Genomic DNA, 21,447 nt, shown 5'->3' on the forward strand with positions numbered 1-21,447 from the left:
AAAGATGAAACTGGGGCAGATGTCACAAAATCTGGAAAAGTATCAATCAAAGACAACAAGATTGCCTTTACACTGAATAAACAAGACGATAGTTATGGCTACTTAGCGGGTCATGAATATACCATGACTGTCACAACAGCTATTCGAGGTGACGCAACGGAAGCCGAGTTGTTCCCATACATTAAAGGTGGCGGAATCCCTAACCAAGGAGACTTGAATTTTGGCAATAAAGGGGATGTGGTTCATTCCAATAAGCCAACGGTTACACCACCTAATTTAAAAATAGTTAAAAAACAACACTATGAAGGCCTTCCTAAAATGAATGAGCTCATTAATAACAAGTTCATATGGGTGGGAATGATTCTTTCTCTTATAGCAGTTGTAGTATTAATTAAAAAGAGAAAGGAGAATTAAAAAATAAAAAAGGTAAAAATTGGACTCTCAATATTACTATCGTTAATGATAGGGACGATTCTATTTTTTAGTATCAAAAGTAATAGTTTATCCTATTCGGAATATGAGCAGCTTGTCGACAAACAAGAAAACTTTTATTTTGTACTTTCAAAAAAAGATTGTTCTGACTGTATTGAGTTTAATAAATATTTAAAATCAGGGGAAAATATTTATGAAGTAGATTTATCTAAAAATAAAAGGTTAGATGAGTGGCGAACGTTTATTCAAGAAAATGATGTTAAACTAGTTCCTTCACTGTATGAAGTTAGAGATGGTAAAGTCACTAAGATACAAGGCGAAGGCTCAGCAAAAAAATTATATAGTAACTATAAAAAAATGGAGAAATACTAATTCACGCGCCTACAGTTAGAAGACGGAAGAGTGAAAAATTAACAAAGTATTACGTTTTGTGTCAAAGCAGTGAAAAGTATAAAATTACCGGTTATTTTCAAAGAGACATAGAATACTATGAATAAACTGTTTTTGACTATTTAAATAAAACTCGAGTATATATTATGTAACTATTGGGGAAGTTGCATAATATATACTTATATTTAGAAAATTCTCGAAAACTATTCATAGAAAAAGAGTGAATACAATGAAAAAGGAAAATTTAAATATAGTGTTTATACTGGTCTTCATTTTTGTTTGTTTCTTTTTGACAAAAATTACTGTAACTGCTGCTACTAGCGCTTTAACAGATACGGAAGACACCTCAAAGCAAGTGGAAAAAACGAGTAATCTAACTTCTTTTGACTACTCAGATTTAACATCTGAACCTGATGATATAAATTATCATTCACAAGCTTCGTTAGATTTGGAAGCAGAGTATGGAGCAAAAGCAAGTAATGAAGAAGAGATGGAAAGTTCCTCAGAACTTGAATTTAAATCAGAACCATTAGCTGAAACTACCTCATCAAATACTCAGTATTCGATAGAAACTGACAGAGAAATAGTAGAAGCTAGTACAAGATTACCAGAGCCAAATGGTACAGACATTACCGTCGATACCGTGGATGATTTAATTGCAGTATTAAAAAATGATACAGTCGTTGGAGGTGTCATTGGCATTGGTGGAGAATATAAATATTCAGGAGTTAAAAATATTTATTTAACTACCAATATGACTATTCAGACGAATGTATTGATTGGTAAAGATAAAAAGAGTGGTACTTCGGTATCAAGAAATTTAACGATTTATGGTCACGCTCCAGATGCATCTGCAGAGGCAGAGAACGTTACACTTTCGATTGATTCTGGATCATTAAAAAGTAATTCAAATAATCAAACAATTGAATTTAAAGAGATAAAGTTAGTTGATTTAAGAACTGATAGTACATATATTGAATCTTCTAAGAAAAATAGTTTGTATGCGTTTACGAATGTCGATTTTCAAGGAAATACACTTGTTTCTATCGGAAGTGAAAAAAGTGGACTTACGACAGTAAATGGTACCGGAAGTGTGAGTCTCACCAATTCAACTCTAGAAACTCATTCCGGGAATGCTATAGTGTCGGGTGCTGATTCTATAGATTTCTATGAAACTGTTGCTATGAATCGGGTAGCTGAAGGTCAAAAACCTGTTTTTGAGTTTCGTAAAAATCAGGACAGTTTTTTTACAGCTCATTCCAATAGTACAGTCAACATTACTGCAAATGGTACGGGTGTCTGGCAGTCATTTTTCTATAATGGTAAAACGACTGTAGCTGTTGATGCTGGTTCATCAGTAAATATTGACGCAGGAGATTCAACCATCAATCGTTTCTTTGGAGAGAATGAAGCAAAAGTTTCTTCTTTGACAGTAGGAACAGATGCATCGTTTATTTTTAATGCGAATAATTACGCCGAGTCGGCAGCTGTTTTAGATACTAGAGGATTATTAGTGGAGCAAAATGCTGTATTTAAGTTAAAAGCGGCATCAGATAAAGCACAACTGTTATGGATTTCAGCAGATAGTTCTTTAAACGGAGGGCTGCAATTAAGACAGCCTAAAAGTTTTCTTTTAGAGAAGTCTGGCGGTTCTAGTGTGGCAGTAATGGGGTCAGATAATACAACGAAGAACTTTAATATTACTGCTGACGGTTTGTTCTTTTATGATTCGATGGATCGAGCATTGCTAGGAGAGCTCTCAGTAAACTCGGATAAAACACTTGATCAGAAATATATGATAGGAAATGACAACACCCCTTTTTCCTACAACGGTAAAATTCAATCAAAGATAGCCTTTAATGGGAGTGTTACAAATAGTAGTATTCCTGGTGATGGTACTAGAAACTTGATTTTGTCGAACACAGATGGATTAGTATCAATTGGGGTAACAAAACTGATTGTAGACGATCTATATTCAGACAATGCTTCTTATGAAGATAGCACAGCGATAACGGGTCAGAGCTATCCAGGATCAAGAGTTATTTTGCATTATCAGGCAATAAAAGACGACAAACTTGTTACTTATGTACAAGAAACGGTCGCAGACGCAAATGGAGCATTTAACTGGAACTTGGAAGGACATTTAGCAGCTGGTAAAGATGTGACGGTGACCTCTGAATACGACTATCGCTATAAATCAGTAGTGAAACATATTCCTGATGAAATTGCACCGTCAGCAGAACCAGTGAATCAATTTATTTATGTTGGTGATACGATGCCTTCTAATGTTAATGAGCTAGTTAAGAATGTGGAGGATAACAGTAAAGAAAAAGTAAAAGTTTCTCTTTCTGCTGATCAAACACAATTTGATAATAGCAAAGTTGGTATAACCCAAGTAAAGGTTGACTTAGAAGATGAAAGTAAGAATGTTACAACGGTTATTGTGCCAGTCTTTGTGGGAGATGAAAACTCACATGTTGAAACGACAACCAAAGATAAATTATATGTGATTCAGGGAAACAATTTTACTGTACCGACTGTTGATTTGAGAGCAAACAAAAATGATGAGCAACGAAAAGCAATGGTTTTTGAAAAAGGAGCGGTTCATCTTTTTGATATTAGTAAAATGACTGAAATTTCAAATGATCAGCTGGATATTAAAGGATTGGAAAACTTTGTAGAAGGACATACTACAGCACCTTTTACCTTCTCTTACAATGATGGTACGAAAGTCTATGAATTTGGAGGAAATCCTGTTACAGCAACCATTACACTACCAGTTATTGCGTTTAAGGAAGTCCCTTCCGCGATTAATTTTGATGGGAAAATAGCTGCCTTTACGACTGATTACTTTCCCAAAGAATCTCAAGAATTAAAGATTAGCGATGAACGTGGAGTCGTTACTGCTGGAGACTGGGAGCTACAAGTACAATGTACGTCTTTTCTTTCAGAAACTGGAAACGAGAATTATCCGAATTTGTTGTGGTTTAGATCATCAGCTGATGCAGAAAAACAAAGTTTATTAGATAATGCTTCTATTTTTAGTCAATCAGGAGCAGCAGAAGAGAAAATTGTTGAAACACTTGTTTCTTGGAAACCAGAGAACAAGTTAGGCGTGTTTATTGATGCACAACCTGGCGAATTATTAAAAGGAAGTTATCAAGGTGAATTGACTTGGACAATTAACTTAACGCCTTAAAGGGGTTGATAAATATGATAATTTTAAATGGACTTGCTAATGTTGTATTAGGCAGTACACAGGAAATTTCAACAACAGGCTACTTAATTGTGAAAACAGCATATCAGAAAAAAAGTCCTGAAGGTAGTTTGCCGTCATTGAATGAATGGTCAAATTCATTGGGTTGGCTTGGGTTGATAATGATTTTATTGAGTTTGTTTTTAGTAATAAATCATTACTCTAAGAAAACAAAATGAAGCAAATACACTGAGAGGGGGAAATTGATCATTGTTATCTGGTAAAAAGAAACGTAGGATTCTAAAAGTTTTATTAATAAGTAGTTTTAGTATGAGTAGTTTTACCGTTTCAGTACAAAACGTTTCCGCTGATAGTAAAGCTATAGTGGCTTCGTTACCAGGGGATTCAACTGCAACACCCACTAATCCAACCGATTGGACACCAATAAATGAGTTTCCGATGGATGGTGCTTATGGAGAGGGAACTTTGCGAATTGATTATGCTCCTAGCCTCAATTTTGGTTCAATTGAGTATACTGGAAACGAATTGAAAGTTCCTGCCCAAATGAGTGAAATAAATTCACAATCTCAAGCTATGTGGGTAACCCCCTTCTTTCAATTAACAGATATTCGTGATCATCAGTTTGGCTGGCAAGTTTTCTTGAGGGCAGATAGTTTAAAAAATCTGTCAGAGTCAGACAACGTCTCCAGTACTTTTGCGGGTGCACAATTAGTTTTTGAACGACCAGTAGTTAAAAGTATTTCAGAAAATGATGTAGACGAGGTATCAACACAACAGACAACTGTTATCGACTTATCAGATGATTCAAAAGCACAAACTTTGGCAGCTGTGTCTGCTAAAGGTGGAAAAAATTCTTGGATGGTTAGCTATGGTAGTGAATTGACTAAAGTAAAAAATAAAGATGAACCATTACCTATGACAGATGGTGTGTATCTTCTTCTTCCTAAAGATGCATCCGTATTGGCAGGTTCGTACAAAACGAATCTTTACTGGTCTATTGCTGCTACTCCCGCTTAAAAAATAGAGGAAGTTTAATTATGAAACTGGGATAGGTGCTGTTTTTGTATCCGCCAGTTATCAAGGGTTTAAAAGTTCGAAGCTGAACTAAAATAGCCATGTTTCGGACTTATAAAGATAAAAAAAAAAGGAGAATTAATTATGAAAAAAATTACATTATTAGGAACATTGCTTGTATCAACAATTTTACTTGGTGGGACAGTTGTCGCATTTGCTGAAGGAGAAGCAACACCAATATCCGCTGGTTCAAAAGCGACTGCAACGATTGAGGCGGCTGATGAGACAGATCCAGAAACACCGACAGATCCGACAGATCCAGGTCAAGAACTGGTTCCACCAATTGATGGTTCGGCAAGTAAAGGACCTTTGCGCATGGATTTTGTTCCAAATTTGGATTTTGGATCATTCAAAAACCAATCTGCTCAGATTGAACAACCTGCACTGTACAACAAAATTTTAGCATTGCAAGAAGATCAATCAACGGTAGAAAAATTTGTGAAAAACTATGTACAAGTGACAGATATTCGAGGAACTAAAGAAGGATGGAAACTGAGTGTTGCAGGGTCTGATTTAAAAAATACGGATCAAGGTTCAACCAATGTTTTAACAGGTTCAAAAATTGTTATTTCTAAATTAGATGCAAGTTCAATAAACTTCAATGGCGAATTAACAACTGGATTGGATGCGATTAGTCCAATTGTTGCAAAAGAAACTGTGGAAATTGAATTAGGCGGTACAGAACAAACATTAATGACAGCAGCAGAGGGTGCGGGTTATAACTCTTGGTTTATGACTCTTGGTTCAGGGAAAGTCGTTGAAGGAACTTCAGCTTCTACCAATGAAGATGTGCAGTTAATCATTCCTGCAAGTGCTGATAAAAGTGCAGCTGATTATTCAGCAGATTTAACTTGGACATTAACGAGTACACCAGCTTAAAAGAAAATGATTTTCAAAAAAGTGATGAAAAGAGCGAATCAAATGAATCAATTAAATAGTTGGAAACGAGTAATGGTTTCAATCGCGTTTAGTGGATTACTTTGCTCTTTTCCACTTTTATCTAATGCAGAAGAGGTACCTTATGTATCAGGTAACACGAATATACAAGGGAATTTTGAAAAAGGAAATATTCAGTCTGCAAAAGATAAAAAGTTATTCAAACCAGGAAAAGATGAATTAATTTCTCCCTTTGATGCAGAAGATGAAAGCCATTATACTAGCTCAGATAATAGTTTGGGCTTCAGTTATGTACCTAATTTTAACTTTGGCGTCTCCATTTTACCTGATGAAAAAAGTTTAAATATTGCTGGCAAACTTCAAAATTATTCTAAGTTAACAGAAGGCTCAGAAATTGATTATGAGTATTATATGCAGGCTTTTTTCATTTTACAGGATGTTCGTGGAACGAATAGTGGCTGGCGAGTACAGCTACAAGCAACGCCATTCGTCAACAAACTATCAGCTGATGATGTCATTGTTGGTTCAGCCATTTACCTTTCTGGCGCTAAAGTATACAGTAACGGAGTAGAAGGCGATAAGTTGATTAATTATTTGGATCGTAAAGAAGCGTATCAACCTTTACTAACAGCTGACGAATTGATTAACGATAAAGAACCAACAACAAATTTAGGCAATCGTTATTATTTAAAAGAAGTAGATTCTTCCTATAAAGATATTACAACAGTCGCTCAAGATATTTTAGCAGCCCCTGTAGGATCAGGTGCTGGAACTACTTATTTTGTTTTTGATCAAACGTACGAACCAGACTTTGAATGGTCTTGGAATAAAGATAGTTATGAGAATGTTTTGAGAACACCTGCTCAGATTTTAAGGGTTCCTCAAGGCGCGGTAACGGAAAAAGGCAAAGCTTATCAGAGCGATTTAACTTGGAGTATCATAGCTGGACCCTAAAGGAGTGGAAAAGATGAAGAGTAAAGAAAAAAAATCCATAAAAAAAGCACTCTTTGGAATCTTTTTCTTTTATGGCATCCTATTGTCAATTCAAACCTATGCAGAACAAATTGATGCGACAACAGCTGCAACTTTAATGTTTAATACAGACTATATTTCAATAAAACAAAAGAAGCCAGGACTAGGAAATGGTAGTTTCAACACGGATATTACACCAGATAATTTTGGCAATGGATTAACTACAGGAGAGTCTGAATATCAGTTTACGTTTATTCCTAATTTTAACTTTGGTGTTCGAAACGTCATGGCCAAAAAAACAATAGAGGGTGCAAAAATGATGGGGTATACGAGATATGATTCAACTACGGGGAGTAATCCTCGATACTACATGCCTTATTTTTTCACGATTCAAGATATTCGAGAAGATTCCCCTGGCTATAAAGTGAAATTGGAACTTAGTGAATTTACGACGGTTAAAAGTGGTCATCAATTAGTTGGAGCAAAAGTTGGTTTTAATGGAGTCTCTCTCTACGCTGATGAAAATTCAATAAAGAATCCTTCAATAGATGAAGTACCACAAGGAAATCCAACTTCGATGTATACAGATTTACCTGATGGAACGCTCCACTATTTTGCTCCGGGTATTTCTGAAGAAATGGTTTCTGTTGGACCAAGTGATGCAAATGAAGCGACAGTCAGTGGTGAGTCTGGAAAATATTATCATGGCAGGACCTATGTTGTTTTTGATAAAAATTATACAAAAGATGTGGAAGAAATAAAGGATGAGCATGGTGAAATTCCAATAGATTCGGGATTATTCCTTGAATTGCCTGCGTATGCCGGTTCAGAAGAATTAGGTGATTATAAAGCAGACATGATATGGTCAATTGAGAGTACACCGTAATGGAAAAAGAACGAGTAGAAAGTAGGAAGATGTATGAACATAAGATATAAAAAAGAAGCAGTAGGAATTTTTATAGGCTTCATTTTAATACTTTTGATAGGAATGAGCTCACCATCTCATGCATCTGCTGTAGAAAATAGTGCTAGTTTTTCTGTGTCGCCAGTTATACCAGAGGATCAAGAAAATCAAAATTATTCTTACTTTGATTTATTGGTGCATCCAAATGAAGAAAAAGTGTTAGAAGTGAATGTATCAAATAGTTCGGATAAAGAGATCACGGTCTTTGCTGAAATCAATGTAGCGACAACAAATTCAAATGTAGTGGTTGATTACAGTTGGAACTTAGAGAATGAATTAGAAAAAGCAAAAAAAAATAATGAAAACGAGGCGCTACTCCCGATTAAACTTGAAGATGTTGCCTATGATAACACGTTAAAATATCCGATACCGGATTTTGTCAAAGGGGATAAAGAAATTAAAATTCCCGCACAAAGTAGTAAAAAATATAAACTAACGATTCAAATGCCAAGCGAATCGTTTGATGGCGTTCTATTAGGGGGGATTCGTTTTATTCAGAAAGAATCAGAAGAATCTGCCGCTGATCAAAATGTTCAAATAAAAAATAGAATTGCCTATGTCATTGGTTTATTACTGCGTGAAAATGATAAAGAAGTTAAGCCTAGTATGGTTTTAAATCAGAAGAAAATTATTGCTGGTCAAATCAACGGGTACAACAAGTTGCTGGTTAATCTGCAGAATGAAACGCCGGTTATGTTACGAGATGTAACAATTAAAGCTGAGATAAGAAAAAAAGGGAGCGATGAAGTGCTTCATTCATTTAATCAAACGAAGCTTCGAATTGCCCCTAATTCTAATTTTAACTTACCTATTGACTGGGAAAATCAACCTTTCAAAGCGGGAGAGTATACTGCTGATGTAACTGTAGAAAATAAAGCAATTGATGGTGAGCCGGAAATCGTTAATCAGAAATGGCATTGGGATGAGGCATTTACTATTGAATCTAAACAAGCAAAAGCGGTGAACGAAAAGGCAGTGGTAATTGAAGAAGAGCCATCTACGTGGTCATATAGTCAATTATGGATGGGTCTGTTCATTCTAGTTTTCCTAGGGTTAGTGATTTGGATTGTTAGATTAAAGAAAAAGCTAAAGAAGTAATTCTAAATTCATATCTTAGCTGCAGACGTAGTGCATGCCATTCAATAGATAAATGGAAAAAATTTATAAAGTAAAGCTAGATTGTTTTTTAAGTATACTCTATCAGGCATCCTCATTTTTTGGAGGGTGTCTTTTTTTGTTGGAGGAATCAATTCAGTTTGATTACGCCTGCCCTGACTGATTGTCTGCTTCTCTTCATTTATTTAGAACTAGATAAGTCGTGTATAAAGATAGTGTAAAGAAATGCTTGAAATTTTCACACTATCTTTAGGTCTTTTTTTTTATACTGACAAAGTAAAGGGAATCCTGTCTTTTACGAACTGATTGAAAAAGGAGAGAAATGAAATGACGATTATTCTTGGGATAGTTGGCTTCTTATTAATGGTCTATCTTTTCTGGTTTTTATTTAAGGGGGAAGAGATATGAGTAGTGTGATTTATCAAGGAGTATTTTTCCTATTTATTTTATTATTGTTGGCATTCCCTTTAGGCTGGTATATGAAAGAAATTATGCAGGGAAGAGTCCCAAAAGGCGTTCGTTTTTTACAACCAGCTGAACGTTTGTTTTATAAAGTGATTGGTCCAGTCAGTAGAAAAGATATGTCAGCGAAACGGTATATTTTAAATGTTCTGCTGTTAGGATTTTTTTCACTCTTGCTCTTGATTATTTTATTAAGAATCCAGCATTTTCTGCCTGGGGGTTCTTCAGTTAAAAATTTAACATGGCCATTAGCTATAAATACGGCGGTTAGTTTTGTAACGAATACGAATTGGCAAGCGTATGCAGGTGAAACGGATTTATCCAATTTGGTGCAGATGTTTGGACTGACTGTCCAAAACTTTCTTTCAGCAGGTGTGGGTCTTTCTGTTTTGGTAGCGGTGTTGCGTGGATTCTCACAAGTTAAGAAGAAAACGCTGGGAAACTTTTGGCAGGATTTAACGCGTAGTTTGCTCTACATCTTACTGCCACTGGCGCTTATTTTTTCAGTTTTGTTGGTTTCACAAGGAACGGTTCAGACTTTTACATCGGGCATTTCCTATGAAGGGTTGGAAGGAAACAATCTTTGGTTATACTTGGGTCCAGTAGCTAGTCAGGTAGCGATTAAACAGCTGGGAACAAATGGTGGCGGCTTCTTTGGTGCAAACGCTGCTCATCCATTTGAAAATCCGACCTTGTTCACCAATTTTATTGAGAACCTGGCGATTTTATTGATTCCAGTGGCTTTGATTTTTGCTTTTGGTTTTTGGGTGAAGGAGTGGAAGCAAGGTCGAACGATTATGCTTGTTTCTCTATTTTTCATCTTATTAGCTTTTGTTGGTGTAGCGTTAAGCGAGTATTATGGTCCTGAATTTGCAAACGTTCTTGGATCAACTAACTTAGAGGGAAAAGAGATTCGTTTCGGTGTTGGCTGGTCAAGCTTATGGGCGGTGTCAACCACGGCAGCATCTAATGGGTCTGTCAATGCCATGTTAGATAGCTTTATGCCGTTTGGTGGAGCGATTCCTATGTTTCTAATGCAGCTTGGTGAAATTATTTTTGGCGGTGTAGGAAGTGGTCTGTATGGAATGTTGGCATTTTTATTACTGGCAGTATTTATTGCAGGGCTTTTAGTCGGACGCACACCAGAATATTTAGGAAAGAAAGTAGACGCTTTTGATATTAAAATGGCTAGTTTGGTTATTCTGACGCCATTAATGCTGACATTGTTTGGCGCGATGGCTCTTGTTTTGCATCCGGAAATACAATCTTGGTTAACGAATGAAGGTCCTCATGCTTTTAGTGAGTTACTTTATGGTGCTACTTCTCTAGCTAATAATAATGGGAGTGCGTTTGGCGGCTTACTTGCAAACACGCCATTTATAAATAGTTTAGGTAGTCTGTTAATGGTTATTTCACGCTATTTACCAATGATAGCTATCTTGTTTTTGGCAGAAAATATGGGCAGCAAAAAGAAAGCGGCACTAAGCTCCGGAACGCTCTCAACAGTTAGTCCAACATTTGTTTCTATGCTAATTATTGTCATTTTAGTGGTGGGTGCGCTAAGTTTCTTGCCAACATTGGCATTGGGACCAATTGCAGAATTCTTTACGATGAATTAGATGGAGTGAATAAAAATGAAAAAAATCTATCAATGGGCTGTCGGACAGTCCTTTAAAAAATTAGATCCACGGCAACAACTCAAAAATCCCGTGATGTTTGTTGTTTATTTAGGCGCAATCCTCACAACGATTTTATGTTTTTATCCTATGCGTGTCCCAGTATGGTTTAGTATTTCAGTGACTGTTTTTCTTTGGCTGACTTTACTTTTTGCGAACTTTGCTGAGGCAGTTGCAGAAGGACGTGGAAAAGCACAAGCAGATAGTTTAAAACAAGCGAAAAAAGAAGTAATGACTTATAAAATTACTCGTTTAGAGGATATTAAAGAGGGAAACTTTATTGAAATGCGTTCTTCTGATTTGAAGCGTGGGGACTTGGTCTACGTTCTTGCAGGAGAACAGATTCCAGCAGATGGGGATGTGGTTGAAGGCGCAGCATCAGTGGACGAAAGTGCGATTACGGGGGAATCAGCACCAGTCATCCGAGAATCTGGCGGTGACCGTAGCGCTGTTACAGGCGGAACCACCGTTGTATCAGATTATTTGGTTATCCGTGTGACTTCAGAGAATGGGCAGTCATTCTTAGACAAGATGATTGCTATGGTTGAGGGAACACAACGGAAAAAGACGCCTAATGAGATAGGATTACAGATTTTTTTAATCACCTTAACCATCATCTTTTTAACCGTTTCTATCACATTAGTCCCATTTACAGGTTTTAGCAGTCAGCTTTCAGGAAGAGGAGAGTCTCTCTCAATGATTATTGTGATTGCTTTGTTAATTTGTTTAGCGCCAACAACGATTGGGGCGCTGATTTCTTCAATTGGTATTGCTGGTATGAGTCGTTTGACGAAAGAAAATGTGATTGCTATGAGTGGCCGTGCGATAGAGGCAGCAGGAGATGTGGATGTTCTTTTACTCGATAAAACAGGAACAATTACATTGGGAAATCGTCGGGCAAGTGAATTCTTACCGGTTCCTGGTATTCGTGAAGAACAGCTAGCGGATGCTGCACAATTGTCTTCGTTAGCAGATGAAACAGCAGAAGGTCGCAGTATCGTGATTTTAGCAAAAGAGCGATTTAATTTTCGAGAAAGAGAATTCCAGCAGTCAGAAGTAAAATTTATCGATTTTAGCGCAAAAACCCGAATGAGCGGGATTGATTATCGGGGGGATGAAATCCGTAAAGGGGCTGCTGATACGATGAAAAAATACGTACAGGTCCAAGGCGAAATTTATCCTCCCGAATGTGATGAAATAGTTGATAAAATCGCTCGAGCAGGCGGAACGCCCCTAGTAGTTGTGAAAAACAATCGTGTGATGGGGGTTGTTTATTTGAAAGATATTGTAAAAAATGGAGTGAAAGAGAAGTTTGCTGATATGCGCAAAATGGGGATAAAAACCATTATGATTACTGGAGATAATCCTCTGACCGCAGCAGCAATTGCTGCAGAAGCAGGTGTGGATGACTTTTTAGCTGAAGCGACCCCTGAAAATAAAATGGATTTAATCCGAGAGTATCAGGAAAAGGGACACTTGGTTGCAATGACTGGCGATGGGACGAATGATGCACCTGCCTTGGCGCAAGCAGATGTGGCAATGGCGATGAATACTGGAACGCAAGCGGCAAAAGAAGCAGGAAATATGATCGATTTAGACTCTAGCCCAACGAAGTTACTGCAAGTGGTTCAGATTGGCAAACAATTGTTGATGACACGTGGTGCATTGACTACGTTTAGTATTGCAAATGATATCGCCAAGTATTTTGCCGTTATCCCAGTACTATTTTATAGTATTTATCCGCAATTGGATCAATTGAATATTATGGGATTAAGCAGTCCCTTGACGGCGATTTTGTCTGCGGTTATTTACAATGCGGTGGTTATCATAGCACTGATTCCTTTAGCATTACGAGGAGTAAAGTACAAAGAAAAACCTGCTAGTCAAATCTTGCGGCATAATTTGCTAGTCTATGGACTTGGGGGGATTATTGCTCCATTCATTTTTATCAAAGTGATTGATATAATCCTTTCATTAATTATTCTGTAGAGAAGGAGAAAGAAGAATGAAAAAAAGTATTCTAGGAAGTGTACGTTTTCTGATTTTGAGCACCCTCATTTTTGGCGGCTTATATACGGTATTCGTCACAGGGGTAGGACAATTATTTTTTTCAAATCAGGCGAATGGGAGTCAACTTGTCGTAGATAATCAAGTGATTGGATCAGAACGAATTGGACAACCATTTGAACAAAAAAAATATTTTTCAGGACGTAGTGAAGAGGTCAGTCAACTATCTCCTGTTTCAAAAGAGCAAAAGCAACGAATTGAAAAGCGGACAGCCTTGGAACAAACAAAAAATTCAACAGAAAAGAAAGTTCCGAATGATCTTGTGACAGCTTCTGCTAGCGGAGTTGATCCAGATATTAGTGAACAAGCTGCTGAATTTCAAGTAGCTCGTATTGCAAAAGAACGAGGAATTTCTGAACAAGCGATTTACAAGTTAATTGAAGAACATGGTCAAAAGGATTGGTTTTCTAATCAGAAATATGTCAATGTTTTGCAGTTAAACCTAGCATTAGATAAACTAAAGGAATAGTATAAGTGATGAGTCTAGGAATGTAGATAGTAAGGCGTAAAACCAAGGGACTTTGTCTCATTGAAGACTCAGAGAAAACAAAGTCCGTAGCTAGTGCTGGAAATTCGGATAGGTTGACGATAGCCTATGATGTTGATGCCAGCACGGTTTATCTAAGCGCCAGGTGGACAAGCAGAGGAGGAAGATTGATGCAAGGGACAGAAGAACTGGGCGATGAACGTCGAGGGCGATTACGCGTGTTTTTCGGATTTGCGGCGGGTGTTGGAAAAACCTATGGCATGCTGGCAGAAGCCCATGAGCTTTTATTGATGGGAAAACATGTGGCTATTGGTTATATTGAACCCCATGATCGACCAGATACCAATCGTTTACTGGAAGGCTTGCCTAACATTCCTCCGAAAATATTTACTTACAAGCAATTGGTCTTGACCGAGCCGGATATTGATCGAATTATTCAGGAAAAACCAGAAGTGATTCTAATTGATGAGTTAGCGCACACTAATGCAACAGGCTCACGAAATCGCAAACGATACCAGGATGTAGACGAATTATTAAATGCAGGGATTGATGTTTTTACTACCGTTAACGTTCAGCATATTGAAAGTTTAAATGATATTGTTGAAGAGGTTACCGGAATTGAAGTAAAAGAGACCGTACCAGATACCTTTTTACAGCAGGCAACGATTAAAGTAATTGATGTGGAGCCTGATGAGTTGATTGAGCGGCTTGAACAGGGCAAAATCTATGCCAATGAAAATGCAAAACGTGCTTTACAAAATTTTTTCATTCCGAAAAAACTGGATCAGCTGCGTGGATTAGCTATTCAACGAGCGTCAGATCACATTAACCGTATCAGTGGAAAAACGGTGGGCATTCAAAGCAAATTACTTACAGTGGTAACGGATGTATTTCCAAAAATGACAGAAAAATGTATTCGTTGGACGGCACGATTAGCGCAAGGACTAGGTGCTGAGTGGACAGTCATTCAAATTCGTACACAAGAAGAGACGCCCACTAATATTCCTCTTGCAGATAAGCTAGGGGCAGAGGTAATCAGTATTGAAGAAGACGGCAGTTTTGAGACGATTGTTGAATTTGCTAAAATGACCGGTGTGACAGACATTATCATGGGGAAAAATCTTCGTCAGCCATGGTATGAAAAAATTTTTGTTGAAGCGTATGATGACCGGCTATTAAGGCGGTTAAATGATACTGAGCTTCACCTGATCCCATTTAAAGAAGAAAAACAAACCCTGTTTTCCAAGACACGTAAGATTATTGAAGGTGGGGGAAAAGATTTAAGTATTGCGCTAGGCGGTGTCTTTCTGGCAACAGTAATAACTGAGCTGATGCAATATATCCATGTTGGGGATCAAAATTTAATGCTCATGTACATCTTTTTTATCTTGCTAGTCGCTCGAACGACCTCGGGGTATTTTTGGAGCGCTCTTTCGTCTATTTTAAGTGTTTTGTCCTTTAACTGGTTTTTCGTTGAACCGTTGTATTCATTAACCGTATACAAACAAGGGTATCCGATTACTTTACTAATCATGCTGGTGGTGGCGCTTATGATTAGTAATTTAATGGTTCGATTAAAAAAACAAGCAGATAGTTCGATGGAAAAAGAACATCAGATGGAAATCTTGTATGAATTAAACAAAAAATATATGTTAGCTGAAAGCCGAAAGCAGATTCTAGAAATATCTGTCACTTATCTATCGAGATTGTTGGAACGAGAAGTGATTATTTTTGACCAGCAGGCAAACATGCAGAGCGTTCACTGTGTAGAGGATAAATCCTCTGTTTTGAATCAAAAAGATGAGGCAGCCGTTGCTTTTTGGGCGGCTAAAAATCAAAAAGAAGCAGGTAATGGGACAGATACTTTGATTGGGGCAAAAGGCTTTTATTTACCCATTATAGCAAGCGGAAAAACCTTGGCAGTATTAGGCGTTGAACGAAACGCCACGCTTGATTTGGAAAACGATCAGCTTAACTATTTAAAACTAGTCTTAACGCAAATTGCTTCAATTTTGGAGCAAACAGAATTAAAAACAGAAAAAGAACAAGTTGAATTGGAGAACGAACGAGAAAAAGTTCGCAGTAATCTATTGCGCGCAGTCTCTCATGATTTGAGAACGCCGTTAACAGTTATTTCCGGCATTGCAGAAACATTGGGGCTGGGGACAGACTTAAAAGAGGAAACACGTCAGAAATTAGTAAAGGATATTCAAGAAGAATCGCAGTGGCTGATACGAATGGTGGAAAATCTATTATCCATTACACGCATCAATATGGATACGATGAAAGTAACGAAAACATCTGAGCCTGTGGAGGAGATTATAGAAGCTGTTTACAAACACTTAAAAAAAGTTTATCCAGAAGGTCAAGTCCGGATTCAGTTACCTGAAACAGTTATTTTTATTCAAGCTGATCCTATTTTAATTGAGCAGGCACTATTCAATTTAATAGAAAATGCATTCCGACATGGAGATAAAAATCAACTAGTAAACTTAATCGTTTATCAGGAAAACGGTCAAACTGTTTTTGAAATTGAAAACTATGGTGAAATTCCATTGAAGCAGTTTCAAAAAATTCAATCTAACTTATCTAGTACAAATGAAGTACCCGTTGATTCAAAAAATGGGTTGGGAATTGGTCTAAGTATTGTAAAAACAATTATCCATGCGCATAATGGAAAGATGGAAATGAAGGTTGGCGAAGGAAAAACAGTGGTTAAAATTTATTTGAAGTGAGGAGGATGCTTGTGAAACAATCTATTTTGTTGATTGAGGATGATCCAAATATCACGGATTTTATGGAAGTTGTATTAGATCAGCAACGGTATCAGTTAACTGTTTCTAGTACTGGGATGGAGGCTCTAAGTGCTTTTCAGACAACCTCGTTTGATTTGGTCTTATTAGATTTGGGCTTACCCGATATAGATGGCATCGATTTGTTAAAAATCCTTCGGAAACGAATGTCTTTGCCGATTATTATCATTTCTGCCAGAAATAATGAAGGGGAAAAGGTAAAAGCTTTAGATTTAGGTGCGGATGACTATGTAACAAAACCATTTGGGACCAATGAATTGCTGGCTCGGATTCGTACGGCCTTGCGTCATCAAAATATGCAAGCAGATAGGGCAACGATCATAGAAAACAAAGCGTTGAAAATCGATTTTGATAAGCAGCTAGTGTACAAAGAAGGTCAAGAAATCCATTTAACGAAAAACGAATATCGAATTTTAGCATTGCTGTTTCGAAGACTAGGCAAAGTGGTAACCTATCAAACGTTAATGACAGAAGTGTGGGGCCCCTATAGCGATGATTCACAAATATTACGGGTGAATATGTCAAATATTCGGAAGAAATTAGAAAAAGACACGTTAAATCCAGAATATCTAATCACAGAAATAGGTGTAGGTTACAGATTACGAGATTATCAAAAAAATCAGTAGAATAAGCTTTTATAGGATTATGACGTAGAGGAACCGCTATTTAAGGGAAGACGGCTGTCCTTTGAGGGTTGCATAGAAAACGCTGTAAAAGAATTTTCATGTCAGCTTTCTTTCTAATTTTTTGCTTGCTAAGTTATTGATCAATACATTAAAGAGAGCATATTAGTAAAAAAAATTGAATAGAGGAGTTTTCCTTAAAAGAAAGAATTTCTTATTTTAATTATTTGAAGTTCTTTCTTATTTGTTTGAATGGCACTGATAGGCTGTTTTTAAATGTTTAGGGACAATCAGCAAGAAGAATTTTGAAGACTTCTTCATCTGTGAAAGCCTGTAACGAAACAGTTCTTAGAGAGAAACGTCATTGTCCTCTAACTAGTTATCGTTATTAAATAATTAAAAGAGCGATACGTTCAGTGGAATACAGGGCTTAAAATTTTGCTGCAAGAAAGTGTTTACAATTTTATGATAAGGTGGTATATTCTAGGTGGAAATATAAATACAAAAAAATGTATTTATATTTTTGCAATTAATATACAAAATTTTGTACAAAGGTGGGTTTATCATGAAGAAAATTGTTGTAGGTGGACAGATCGAAAAAGCAAAGATTGAAGAACTGTTACAAAAGTATGGGAAGGGGAACTATGAAATCTCTGTTAAAACGGATATTGATGCAGCGATGGATTTGAAAAGTGGTGCAGCGGATTACTACTTTGGTGCATGTAACACTGGTGGCGGTGGCGCACTAGCAATGGCCATTGCTATGCTTGGTGGAGATAAGACAGCGACTTTAGGGATGCCGGGAAAAACTTCTTCTGAAGAGGAAATTAAACAGAGCGTAGCAGATGGAAAAGTGGCATTTGGATTCACTTCACAAGATATGGATTATATTATTTCAACGATAATGGCGGAGCTTGAAGCGAAGGAGGAATAAATAAATGGTGGTAAATATATTAGTAATGGCGGCACTTTGCGCAGTAACAACGATTATGGCGAATACGAAAATTGCTGTGTTTAACGATGCTCTAAGACCCATTGTTTTAGAGTATCGAGAAAACAGAGTGACAAAGTCAGCCTTGGGAACGACAGCGTTAGCTTTTGGAATTGGCTATATTGTTGGCTTTATTCCACAATCAATTGCTTCAAGTGTCATTATTATCCATGTGGTTTTATTAGGAACAGATATTATAGGAAGTTATTTGCCAGACAATAAAAAATCTTCTATCTGGATTGCTGGGGTAGCGGGTGGATTGTATGGTGTAGTGATGGGAGCAGGACTAGGAACTATTCAAAAAGTTTTCGAAATTCTTCCATATAACTTTCTGGATAGCTTAGGTCAAGTATCCTCAGTTGTTTTAGTCGCTTTTGCTGTATTTCCAGCATTGGTTGTGGCATTACAGTATGGTTGGAAAAAAGGTGGCATTACGTTTACAGCCACAATCCTTGCACAAATCATTACCACACAATTTGGTTCATTTAGCTTGTCTAATGGGAACACTATTGTCATCAATGCAAATGCAATTGCGTTGCTTGTAGGGATGATTTTCATGATTAGCTATGCGATGAATGATAAAAAAGAAAGAACAGATTCCCAAGCACAATTGGCAAATATCTTTGCAGAACGAGTGAAGCAAATTAAGAAATATTGGTACTTATTTGCTCTATCCGGTGCATTGATAGCTTTGGCGGCATCATTGACAATTGTAACAGAATCTGCGCTCTCTGCTCCATTATACCAAGAAGGACAATTTAATTCAGCAGCTTTGACTGAATTAGCTCGAGTTGTTGGATTTATTCCATTAGTCGTGACTACAGGAATTGCTACAGGAACCTATTCACCAGCAGGAATTAAAATGGTGTTTGTTATTGGGTCACTTGGGGCTGCGATGGGCCAACCACTTTTAGCCTTTGTTGCTGGGGGAATTTGGATGTCTGTTGAAGTACTGTTACTAACGAAATTCTCTGTACTGCTTGATCGTTTCCCAGGAATGAGAGATGCTGGAGACAACATCAGAACAGCGATTACCAAAGTACTGGAAATTGCATTATTAGTAGGCGGGGTTATTGCAGCAACCGCTATCGCACCTGCATGGGGCGGGCTATTTGTTGTAGGACTATACGTACTAAATGAGACTTTCAAAAAGAAAATGGTCAATCTTGCAATTGGTCCAATCGGCGCATTATTAGTAGGTGTGATTTCTAATATTTTAGTATTACTGAATTTAATGACACCACCAGGTATGTAATGAATGGTAGGAGACGATAAATAATGAGTTTAAAAAATGGCATCACGTATATGCATGAGCATACGACGATTGACTTATCAAGAATAAAAAATATTGATGATACAAATTTAAACTGTTTTGAAGAGACCGTGGCAGAATTTAAAGAGCTGTACAGTAAGGGTGTTAGAAATATTGTTGATGTAACCAACTTGGATATGAGACGAAACCCTCTCTATGTTCAGCAGGTGGCAGAAGAGTCTGGGATAAATATTATTCAGGCAACTGGATTTTATACAGAAAAATTTTTACCATCTATCGTCACTGAATGGACTGTAGAAGAGCTTTCAAAATTGATGATAAAAGAGATTCAAACAGGAATTGCTGATACCACAATTCAAGCAGAAATTATTGGTGAAATTGGTTCAAGTAAAGATGGCTGGACAGCTAACGAAAAGAAAGTATTTGAGGCTGCCGTTATTGCACATAAACACACGGGTGTACCAATCACTACGCATACAACGCTAGGAACGAACGGGCACGAACAAGTAGCTTTCTTTAAAGAAAGTAAGGTGGACCTATCCTCTGTTGTTATCGGACACGTAGATTTAAGCGGCAATCTGAACTATATTTTAAAGATGCTGGATCAAGGTGTCTATGTAGAATTTGATACTATAGGCAAAGAAAACTATCAGCCAGATGCGTTGCGGGTCTCTATGCTAAAGGAAATTGAAAAAAGAGGCTTTGCCGACAAAGTATTTTTATCAATGGATATTACAAGAAAATCAAATATGAAATTTAAAGAGGGAATCGGTTATTCTTATTTATTAGATAGCTTTGTCCCTATGATGAAAGAAGCAGGGATTTCAAACGAATCGATTGAAAACATGCTCATTCATAATCCAATGACGTTCTTTACACAAGGAGTGAAATAAGCATGGAAACATTTCCTTTACACACAATCAGTCTGGAAGAGGCAATGAAAAAACAATTTCAGTTAGTTGACTGTGTTACACAAAATTTTAAAGGCTCAGAAATTCTTACAAGAGGAGATTTAGGCGTGGTTCAAGGGCTAAATCAACCCGTAACGACACATAAAGTAGAAAAAGTGTTAAAAGATTTCTTCTCAGCTCAAGCAGCTATGCTTGTTCGAGGAGCAGGTACGATGGCTATTCGTTTATCGCTACATGCAGCAAGTAAAAAGTATGGAAAGACGGTTTTGGTACACGATGCCCCTGTCTATCCAACAACCCAAACGTCAATAGATATGTTAGGGTTAAACAAAGTAGTTGCTGACTTTAATCAGCTTGATTCTATTGAACAGGTGATTAATGAGCAGGACATTCAATTAGCGATAGTTCAATTCACACGACAAAAACCATCGGATTCTTATGATCCGGAAGCTGTGATAAAAAAGATTAAAGCCGTGAAAAAAGAGATTATCGTGATTACAGACGATAATTATTCTGCACTAAAGGTTCCTAAGATTGGGACGGAATGCGGTGCTGACTTATCTTGTTTTTCAACCTTTAAATTGCTGGGACCAGAAGGTGTAGGCTGTATTGTTGGTGATGCTGATTTACTCAGTGATTTGCGTGAGGAAAACTATTCAGGTGGATTACAGGTTCAAGGATTTGAAGCAATTTCTGTGCTGCAAGGACTTATTTATGCTCCTGTTGCTTTAGCTATTTCATCCCAAGTTTCATCAGAAGTTGAGTCACGATTAAATGCCGGAGAAGTAAAAGGGGTAAAACAAGCATTTATTGCAAATGCCCAATCAAAAGTCATCATTGTGGAATTGGAGCAGCCTATTGCTGCGCAAGTCTTAGAAAAAGCAGAAGAATTGGGTGCTGCACCCAATCCAGTAGGGGCTGAGTCAAAATATGAATTTGTCCCGATGTTTTATCGGTTATCAGGAACATTTAGAGCTGCTAATCCGGAAAGTGTAAAAACAATGATCCGTATCAATCCGATGAGAGCAGGTGCAGAAACAATTATTCGAATCATAAAAGAAGCAATCGAGAGGGGTTAAGCT

The 21,447-nt window shown here is 37.2% G+C and carries 18 protein-coding genes; all 18 read left to right on the plus strand.

Going from position 1 to position 21,447, the window contains the following annotated elements; all coding sequences use genetic code 11:
* Nucleotides 1-414: LPXTG cell wall anchor domain-containing protein (locus I589_RS10770; protein WP_016250109.1), on the plus strand; the 414-nt coding region annotated here is incomplete at its 5' end.
* A gap of 45 nt (nucleotides 415-459) precedes the next feature.
* Nucleotides 460-804, plus strand: a complete 345-nt coding sequence (locus I589_RS10775) for a DUF6568 family protein (protein WP_010767789.1) — start codon at nucleotides 460-462, stop codon at nucleotides 802-804.
* A 247-nt stretch (nucleotides 805-1,051) separates the two neighbouring features.
* The gene (locus I589_RS10780) at nucleotides 1,052-4,021 is read left to right on the plus strand and encodes a hypothetical protein (protein ID WP_010767790.1); all 2,970 of its coding nucleotides are present in this window, start codon (nucleotides 1,052-1,054) and stop codon (nucleotides 4,019-4,021) included.
* A 14-nt stretch (nucleotides 4,022-4,035) separates the two neighbouring features.
* Nucleotides 4,036-4,257: a hypothetical protein gene (locus tag I589_RS10785; protein WP_010767791.1), complete on the plus strand. Its 222-nt coding sequence runs from the start codon at nucleotides 4,036-4,038 to the stop codon at nucleotides 4,255-4,257.
* A 91-nt stretch (nucleotides 4,258-4,348) separates the two neighbouring features.
* Complete coding sequence (locus tag I589_RS10790; protein WP_139242893.1) at nucleotides 4,349-5,056, plus strand: WxL domain-containing protein; 708 nt, start codon at nucleotides 4,349-4,351, stop codon at nucleotides 5,054-5,056.
* 141 nt (nucleotides 5,057-5,197) lie between these two features.
* Nucleotides 5,198-5,992, plus strand: coding sequence for a WxL domain-containing protein (locus tag I589_RS10795; RefSeq protein WP_010767793.1), 795 nt, complete (start codon nucleotides 5,198-5,200; stop codon nucleotides 5,990-5,992).
* A gap of 42 nt (nucleotides 5,993-6,034) precedes the next feature.
* Nucleotides 6,035-6,964: a WxL domain-containing protein gene (locus I589_RS10800; protein ID WP_010767794.1), complete on the plus strand. Its 930-nt coding sequence runs from the start codon at nucleotides 6,035-6,037 to the stop codon at nucleotides 6,962-6,964.
* A 13-nt stretch (nucleotides 6,965-6,977) separates the two neighbouring features.
* A complete protein-coding gene (locus I589_RS10805) occupies nucleotides 6,978-7,868 on the plus strand; it encodes a WxL domain-containing protein (protein WP_010767795.1) in 891 nt (296 codons plus the stop codon).
* A 33-nt stretch (nucleotides 7,869-7,901) separates the two neighbouring features.
* The gene (locus I589_RS10810; protein ID WP_010767796.1) at nucleotides 7,902-9,044 is read left to right on the plus strand and encodes a WxLIP family cell surface protein; all 1,143 of its coding nucleotides are present in this window, start codon (nucleotides 7,902-7,904) and stop codon (nucleotides 9,042-9,044) included.
* 422 nt (nucleotides 9,045-9,466) lie between these two features.
* Complete coding sequence (gene kdpA, locus I589_RS10815; protein ID WP_010767797.1) at nucleotides 9,467-11,143, plus strand: potassium-transporting ATPase subunit KdpA; 1,677 nt, start codon at nucleotides 9,467-9,469, stop codon at nucleotides 11,141-11,143.
* Between the two features lie 15 nt (nucleotides 11,144-11,158).
* Nucleotides 11,159-13,189, plus strand: coding sequence for a potassium-transporting ATPase subunit KdpB (gene kdpB, locus I589_RS10820; protein ID WP_010767798.1), 2,031 nt, complete (start codon nucleotides 11,159-11,161; stop codon nucleotides 13,187-13,189).
* A gap of 16 nt (nucleotides 13,190-13,205) precedes the next feature.
* Nucleotides 13,206-13,736, plus strand: a complete 531-nt coding sequence (locus I589_RS10825; protein WP_010767799.1) for a potassium-transporting ATPase subunit C — start codon at nucleotides 13,206-13,208, stop codon at nucleotides 13,734-13,736.
* Between the two features lie 188 nt (nucleotides 13,737-13,924).
* Nucleotides 13,925-16,489, plus strand: coding sequence for a sensor histidine kinase (locus tag I589_RS10830; protein WP_010767800.1), 2,565 nt, complete (start codon nucleotides 13,925-13,927; stop codon nucleotides 16,487-16,489).
* Between the two features lie 11 nt (nucleotides 16,490-16,500).
* Nucleotides 16,501-17,193: a response regulator transcription factor gene (locus tag I589_RS10835; RefSeq protein WP_010767801.1), complete on the plus strand. Its 693-nt coding sequence runs from the start codon at nucleotides 16,501-16,503 to the stop codon at nucleotides 17,191-17,193.
* Nucleotides 17,194-17,755: 562 nt separating this feature from the next.
* Nucleotides 17,756-18,124 carry a DUF2620 domain-containing protein gene (locus I589_RS10840; RefSeq protein WP_010767802.1) on the plus strand — a complete coding sequence of 123 codons (369 nt, stop codon included), beginning with the start codon at nucleotides 17,756-17,758 and terminating at the stop codon, nucleotides 18,122-18,124.
* A 4-nt stretch (nucleotides 18,125-18,128) separates the two neighbouring features.
* Nucleotides 18,129-19,436: a YhfT family protein gene (locus tag I589_RS10845; RefSeq protein WP_010767803.1), complete on the plus strand. Its 1,308-nt coding sequence runs from the start codon at nucleotides 18,129-18,131 to the stop codon at nucleotides 19,434-19,436.
* 23 nt (nucleotides 19,437-19,459) lie between these two features.
* Nucleotides 19,460-20,347, plus strand: coding sequence for a phosphotriesterase family protein (locus I589_RS10850; protein WP_010767804.1), 888 nt, complete (start codon nucleotides 19,460-19,462; stop codon nucleotides 20,345-20,347).
* A gap of 2 nt (nucleotides 20,348-20,349) precedes the next feature.
* Complete coding sequence (locus I589_RS10855; RefSeq protein ID WP_010767805.1) at nucleotides 20,350-21,444, plus strand: aminotransferase class V-fold PLP-dependent enzyme; 1,095 nt, start codon at nucleotides 20,350-20,352, stop codon at nucleotides 21,442-21,444.
* Nucleotides 21,445-21,447 lie beyond the last annotated feature (3 nt).

Source organism: Enterococcus phoeniculicola ATCC BAA-412 (assembly GCF_000407505.1).
GTDB classification, from domain to species: domain Bacteria; phylum Bacillota; class Bacilli; order Lactobacillales; family Enterococcaceae; genus Enterococcus_K; species Enterococcus_K phoeniculicola.